This is a genomic window from Aequorivita lipolytica (assembly GCF_007997135.1).
Lineage (GTDB): Bacteria > Bacteroidota > Bacteroidia > Flavobacteriales > Flavobacteriaceae > Aequorivita > Aequorivita lipolytica.
This window is the reverse complement of record NZ_VORU01000042.1, coordinates 1-767: the sequence shown is the minus strand read 5'-3', so window position 1 is coordinate 767 and position 767 is coordinate 1. Positions and strand designations below refer to the sequence as shown.

The 767-nt window shown below is 28.2% G+C and carries 1 protein-coding gene; it reads left to right on the top strand.

Annotated elements, in window-relative coordinates; translation table 11 throughout:
- Window positions 1-629: hypothetical protein (locus ESV24_RS15195; RefSeq protein WP_211359051.1), on the top strand; the 629-nt coding region annotated here is incomplete at its 5' end.
- Window positions 630-767 lie beyond the last annotated feature (138 nt).

The window sequence follows — 767 nt, the reverse complement described above, 5'->3', positions numbered from 1 at the left end:
TAAACGTTAGCAGCAACCTAAAAAAAATGAAAACTATACTGACAATTTTAATTTTTATTACAATTAGTTGCTATGGACAAGATAAAGTGACGGGAATATATTCTTACTCAAGAGAACATTTTTCTGAGACTTTACAATTAAATGATAATTATACATTTAAGTATAATTTTATGATGCATTTTATCAGACAAGAAATAATTGGAAACTATGTAGTCGCTGGAGATAGTTTGATTCTAAACAGTTTTCCTCAAAGAGATAAAATAATTGTTCAAGAAAATTTAAAAGGTAATTTCAGAAATAAAAAATTTCAAGTAACTCTTAAAGATGGTTATTCTTTTAATTACCAATTATATTTGATTACAAAATCCAATGACACAATAATTTCTAAAAACCAGATCTCTAGGTCAAGAAGTAGAATTAACGAATTAAAGAGCTTTTATATAATTGACTCCAAAGGTTTAAAATCCCCAACTTACTTTTTAAAAGGAACCAATACTAATTATTTTGATGTCCAATTTGAGCATATTAGAGTATTTGAAAGTGAAAAGTGGATAATTGATAAAAAATTAGAAAAGATTAGACCAATAGGAATGGATAACGAATACCAAAATTATTTTTTATCAAAATGAGAAAAGGCAGCTGCTAACAATGTATAACCGCAATTACGGCGGATTCGACTGCGTCCGAATCCACGAGTAATTGCTAACGTGAGTGCTTTTCCGAAAAACATTAAATTTAATCCCGTAACTGCGGTTATACTAAACGTT